This window comes from Protofrankia sp. Cas3, from assembly GCF_963555955.1.
Classification (GTDB): domain Bacteria; phylum Actinomycetota; class Actinomycetes; order Frankiales; family Frankiaceae; genus Protofrankia.
In genome coordinates this window covers 1-5,645 of record NZ_CAUVXP010000247.1, presented here as the reverse complement: position 1 = coordinate 5,645, position 5,645 = coordinate 1, and the positions used below count along the sequence as shown (strand labels likewise).

Annotated in this window: 5 protein-coding genes; 2 read left to right on the top strand and 3 right to left on the bottom strand. The window is 66.7% G+C overall.

Annotation, left to right across the window (positions count from 1 at the left end; all coding sequences use genetic code 11):
• On the bottom strand, positions 1-239 hold a 239-nt coding region (locus U9983_RS26385), incomplete at its 3' end, for a hypothetical protein (RefSeq protein WP_322756601.1).
• 1,401 nt (positions 240-1,640) lie between these two features.
• Positions 1,641-2,660, bottom strand: a complete 1,020-nt coding sequence (locus U9983_RS26380) for an aldo/keto reductase (RefSeq protein WP_322756600.1) — start codon at positions 2,658-2,660, stop codon at positions 1,641-1,643.
• A gap of 111 nt (positions 2,661-2,771) precedes the next feature.
• Here U9983_RS26380 and U9983_RS26375 point away from each other — a divergent pair, with 111 nt between their 5' ends.
• A complete protein-coding gene (locus tag U9983_RS26375; protein WP_322748782.1) occupies positions 2,772-3,401 on the top strand; it encodes a helix-turn-helix domain-containing protein in 630 nt (209 codons plus the stop codon).
• A gap of 271 nt (positions 3,402-3,672) precedes the next feature.
• A complete protein-coding gene (locus tag U9983_RS26370) occupies positions 3,673-4,926 on the top strand; it encodes an ankyrin repeat domain-containing protein (protein ID WP_322756599.1) in 1,254 nt (417 codons plus the stop codon).
• Between the two features lie 327 nt (positions 4,927-5,253).
• On the opposite strand, the gene U9983_RS26365 is transcribed toward U9983_RS26370, so the two are convergent.
• A partial coding sequence (locus tag U9983_RS26365) for a HEAT repeat domain-containing protein (RefSeq protein ID WP_322756598.1) occupies positions 5,254-5,645 on the bottom strand: 392 nt, incomplete at its 5' end.

The window sequence follows — 5,645 nt, the reverse complement described above, 5'->3', positions numbered from 1 at the left end:
CCTTTTTCACCGAAGGGCAGCCCATCATCCAGAACCTCCGAGGTCAGGTTTTCGCCGGCGTGGCCGTAGTAGTGGTAGAGCTTGCTGTTGTTACCGATGTTGGTGGCAACCGTGAAGATCTGCAGCGTGCCGTCCTGGGCATACGACGTGGCGAAGCCGCCCTGGTCGTACATGAGTGCCGCGGAGGCCGGCGCCTGGGCGAGGAACTGACCGGCCAGCACCGCTGCGAGCGCCGTCACGGAGGCCAGTAGCCACCTTCGGCCCCTTGGACCTAACATGGTGAATCCTTCCCGTAGGACGAGCGCGCTCAATAGCTTACGTTGCGGTTTGGAGCAATTGTCAATACCTGGTTTCTCGTGATGCTCTATCCTTTATTTGGCCACAGCGTCGATCAGGCTTCCGACCAGCATAAATGACTGAGTCTGACAAAAATTGACCCGCATCACGAGACACTAGGGCATCAACTTGATCGAGTTAACTGGTGTCAGATTAATATCAGTATATGTCCATGATCCCATTGTGAAGAAGCAGTTCGTGCCGTTCCACCCCGTGCAGAAGCTCACGACAGCGTTGTCGGTCTGGTTGTTGAAGACGCGATGCGTCCCGTACATATTGCTGAGATTATAGGACGCATAGTAGTAGTATATGCTGGACGGATGTCCGCCATTCCACGAACCGTTAGGATAGATGCAGACCCCGCCAGCGGGGCAGCCCTGGTAGGACTCCGTGGCCTGGGCCGGAGAGGCACCGAGAAGCGTCCCCGGTACCAGTACGGTCACAAGCAGTCCAAGACTAAGGGCGATTTTGCTTAACCGAGTCCGGGCAAGCTTCATCTCGGCACAACACCTTTCGTCGTCGTGTAGCGGGGTAGTCGATCGCCGCGTGCTCGACAATACTCACGGCCAGGACCGCGCTGCATCCTGTGACGTCGCGGATTGACCGCGCCGCCGTAGTGTGCATCGGCGGCTGGTTCACCGCTCCAAAGTGCCACCCGGTCCGCGTTACGGCATTCGCGATGACGGATTCGACTATGATCGAGAGTGACTCGGGATCTGTTTGAAGCGGTTGGCATCTCCGGCTATGGCGTACGTATGGAGGGCGTTGTGAGCTACCTGGTCGTTCAGCCGTTTGCCTGGCCGCGTGACGTCGACGGGCCAGCCACCCCGGCGGTTCGTGGTGAAGCCGCGGCCGTGACCCGTCAACTCGCGCCGGGCGAGTGATTAGCGTTCGGTCGCGGATCCCCAGGCGTCTCGGTGGGCGTCGAGTTGTCCGAACCGAGCGTCTCCCGACTTGCCGGGGAGATCATGGCGGTAGGCGATCACTGGACCTTGACAAATTTCAGCCGCGCCAACTCGTACGTCGTCGACAACATCGAGGGCAGCGGCGAACACATCCAGGTCGCGCCTGGCCGTCGTGCCGCGCCGATTCCGTTCGAGCTGGCCAGGATCGTCATTCCGCCGGCCGCGGGTGAAGCGGTTCCGTTCGAGCCCCTTCTTGCTCCAGGGCAGTCGACTACGATCGGTAGCCGACTGTCGCTGAGTGGGACGTGCCGTTACAGAGCATCGACCTTCACCGATCTCTGGGTAGGCATCCGCTCGTGCAGAGCTCGGGACGACACTGACTGTTCTCGTCATGGTTAGTTAGGCGGTGGTCGGCAGCGTTATGGGCAGGCCGGTGACGGGCTGGTTGGTAGGTGCCGAGACGGTGTTGAGCCGGTCGACGAGGTCCGCGGCCAGACTGAGACCGACGCCGGTGAGGTTGTCGGTGAGCTGGTCGACGGTACGGGGTCCGAGGATCACCGAGGCGATGTCGGGACGTGCGACGGTCCAGGCGATGGCGACCGCCGATGGAGGGACGCCCACGAGGTCGGCCACTCGCGTAACTTCGTCGGCGATGTCGAAGCACTCCTCGCGTAGCAGCGTTGTGGCCCAGCTGGCGGCTGTGGGGTTGAAGGCGAGCCACTGGTGAAGCCGGGTTCCTGGGTCGGGTTGCCGGCCTCGTCGGTAGCGGCCGGCGAGCATGCCGCCGGCGAGTGGTCCGTAGGTGAGGGTGCCCAGGCCGTGGCGGGCGCAGGCGGGCAGGATCTCGGCTTCGATCTCGCGTGCGAGCAGTGAGTAGTGGGGCTGAAGGCTGATGAACGGCGTGGTGCCCAGGCGCTGGCTTGCCCACTGGGACTCGATGATCTGGCCGGCGGTGTAGTTGGAGCAGCCGACGTAGCGGACCTTGCCCGAGCGGACGAAGCTGTCGAGGGTCGCCATCGTCTCCTCGATAGGCGTATCCGGGTCCCAGTTGTGGCACTGGTACAGGTCGATGTAGTCGGTGCCCAGGCGACGCAGACTGCCCTCCAGGGCGCGGGTGAGGTGCAGCCGGGACAGCCCGCGGTCGTTGGGGCCGGCCCCCAGCGGGCCGGAACCCTTCGTGGCCAGGACGACCGAGTCGCGCCGCGTGGCGATGGCGCGCCCGACGACCTCCTCCGATCGGCCGCCGGTGTAGATGTTCGCCGTGTCGATGAGGGTGCCGCCCGCGTCGAGGAAGGCGCCGATGATCCGATGTGCTTCCGGTTCGCCGCAGGGCGCGTCCGGACCGACGCCGAAGTTCATCGTTCCGAGCGCCGCTCGGGAGACTTTGAGGCCCGAGCGCCCCAGCAGCGTGTACTGCACGCGACCTCCTCCGAGGATTCGGGGCGACGCCCCGGTTCGATGAGCCACACTATACGGGGCGCCGCCCCGGTTCACGATGGGGTCTGTGGCGATCGGAGCAGGATGGAGGCCATGGGGATTCAAGGCGATGCTCCGGACGCCGGAGGCGCCGAACCGGCTTCGGCTGGCGAGGGGTGCTCGGCCCGTCCGCTGCGCGCGGATGCCCGGCGCAACCGCGAGCGGGTGCTACGCGCCGCGCGTGAGCTGTTCAGCATTGAGGGGCTGTCCGTCCCTCTGGACGAGATCGCGCGCCGAGCCGGTGTCGGCGCGGGCACGGTGCATCGGCACTTCCCAACGAAGGAGACGCTGTTCGCCGCGGTCGTCGTCGACCAGGTGGAGCAGCTCATAGCGGATGTCCGCGCCCTCGCTCAGCAGGCCGATCCCGGCGATGCGTTGGTGGAAATGCTGGAACGCATGCTTGCCGAGGGCGCCGCGAGCCTGCCCCTCAAGGCCGCGCTGGCGGGAACCGACTTCGACATCCGGACCACCGCTCCCGAGGTCGCGGCCCGCCTCCGCGAGACGCTGCGGGCTTTCCTCCAGCGTGCTCAGGATGCCGGCGATATCCGGGGCGACATTGATATCGACGACCTGTTTGCGCTGCTTGCCGGTGCGTTCGCCACTCTGCGCCATGCCGACGCGCCCCCCGACCAGGCCGTGCGCCTCAACACGGTTCTCTTCGACGGGCTGCGCACCAGGCACTGACAACCGGCCAGCCGGGGGCGGAACTTCCGGAATTACCAGGTCGACAGAACGCAGGTTCGATTCTATTGTCGATATTGTCGAGTGGACGGTCGCCGGGTATCGCCCCTGGTCAGTCGACGAGCTCGTCGACGACCTCGCGAAGCGCCATCCTGGTCGGTCGAATGATGCCGGGAAGGACCGAGTCCACCTCGTCGCACGTCGCACGGCCGGTAGGATGTCATCTTCTTCACGCCTTCAGCCGCGGGCCGGGAAGGCGACGTGAGGAGATGGCATGGCCAGTCGTCCGATGCCGGCAACACCCAACCTCAACCAGCTTCGCCGCCGGGCAAAGGAACTGCGCGACGCCGCCCGTGCCGGCGACCCGGCCGCGCTGGAGCGGATCGCCGCCCACGTGGACGAGCGCCCGCAGGGGCCGGTGAGTCTGTCAGTCGCGCAGATGGTTCTCGCCCGCGAGCACGGGTTCGCCAGTTGGCCACGGCTGAAAGCCGAGGTCGAGGCCAAGGCGCTGGACCGAGCCGGACGGGTCGAGGCGTTCCTGACAGCAAGCGTCACCGGTCGCGGCAGCCTGGCAGGACGGCTGCTGGTCGAGTTCGGACTGGGTGCCGGTGACGCGACGCGGGCGTTGCCCGGGGCGCTCGGCAAGGACAGCCCGGCGGTCGTCGAGGCGCTGCTCGCGGCCGGCGCGGACCCGAACACGGTTGGCCGTGATGGTCTGTCCGCTCGACGCATCGCGGTCCGCCGCGGCCGGGACGACGTCGCCGCCGTACTGACCCGGTACGGCGCCGTGGATGACGCCACGGATGCCGATCGGCTACTCGGCGTGTGCCGACGCGGCGACCGTCAGGAGGCGCGTCGGCTGCTCGCCGAGTATCCCGACCTTCCGGGCCGCCTTATCAGAGACGATCACGCGGCGTTCGTGGACGCGGCCGAGTACGCCGGTGTCGGCCCGGTCGCCCTCATGCTCGATCTCGGCTTTCCCGTCGGGGTGTACCGGTCGGTGGACGGCGCGACCGCGCTGCACGCCGCCAGCTACGCCGGCCGTCTCGACGTGGTCCGCCTGCTGCTCGACCGTGGCGCCGACATCGATACCACCGACCGGCAGTGGGGTCGACCCCGCTGGCATGGGCGACGGTCGGCAACGGGGAACGCCCCGCCTACAGCCCGGACGGCGGCTGGCCCGCCACCGTCAGTCTCCTGCTCGCCGCCGGGGCGTCCCGGGACGGTGCGTGGGTCGGGGGAAAGCCGCCCAGCGACGAGGTCGCCGTCCTTCTCGCCCGCTACGGCATCGGCGCGCCCGACGACGACGATTCGTCGTCGGCCGAACCGCCTGCGCCGGCGGCCCGCCGGATCAGCGAGCAGCTGCGCACAGCGTTCAACACCAGCGACGACCAGGCGCTCGCCGACGTGCTGCACCCCGACGTCCGCTGGGGCGGCGGACCAGCCGGCTGCCACAGCCGCGCCCACGTCCTGGAGTGGTACCAGCTGCTACGCGCCCAAGGGGTCCGTGCGACCGTCGAGGAGATGACGGTCCACGGTGACACGATGCGGATGTGCTGACTTCCAGCCATTCGCGCAGCTTGCGGCTGCCGCGCTTCCTCATCGTTCCGCACCGTCGTCTGGCCCGGTCGTGACCATGCATCGGGGCCGGGTGATCAGAATAGTGCTGATCGGTATATCTCGGTATATTGATGACAATCGTTACGACGACGGGCTGCGGCGGCCGGCCAGCCTGCTCATGGCCGACGCCGGGGTCGAGAAGCACGAGCCAGTCCCGAACCGTCGCATCCACGTTGATCGTCGTCATCGTCATACCAAGCAGTCTGCCGATCAGTAGACTGCTTGGCTGACTGTGTCACGGCAACGCATCTGTCGCCGCGTCACGGACCGTGGGATCTTCGTCGTTGTCGGCCCGGTCCCACAACAGGATCGCGGTGGCGGGGTCGTCCGGCCAGTGGGCCGCGATCGCTTCAACGGCCATCCGGCGCACGTCCCGGTGCCGGTCGTTGACGGCCCGGTCATGCAGCCACGACAGCGTGCCGGGATGCTCCCGCCAGTCGGTGACGATCGCCTGCATGGCGACTGAACGAACATCAAAATGAAGGTCGTCGGTGACCCGCTCCCGCAGCAACGCCACGGTGGTCGGATCGTTGCGCCAGCCCGCGACAATCGCCTGGACGGCTGCCCGCCGCACATCCACTCTTTCGTCGTGGACCCCGTGCTCACTCAGCCATGGCAGGTTCGCAG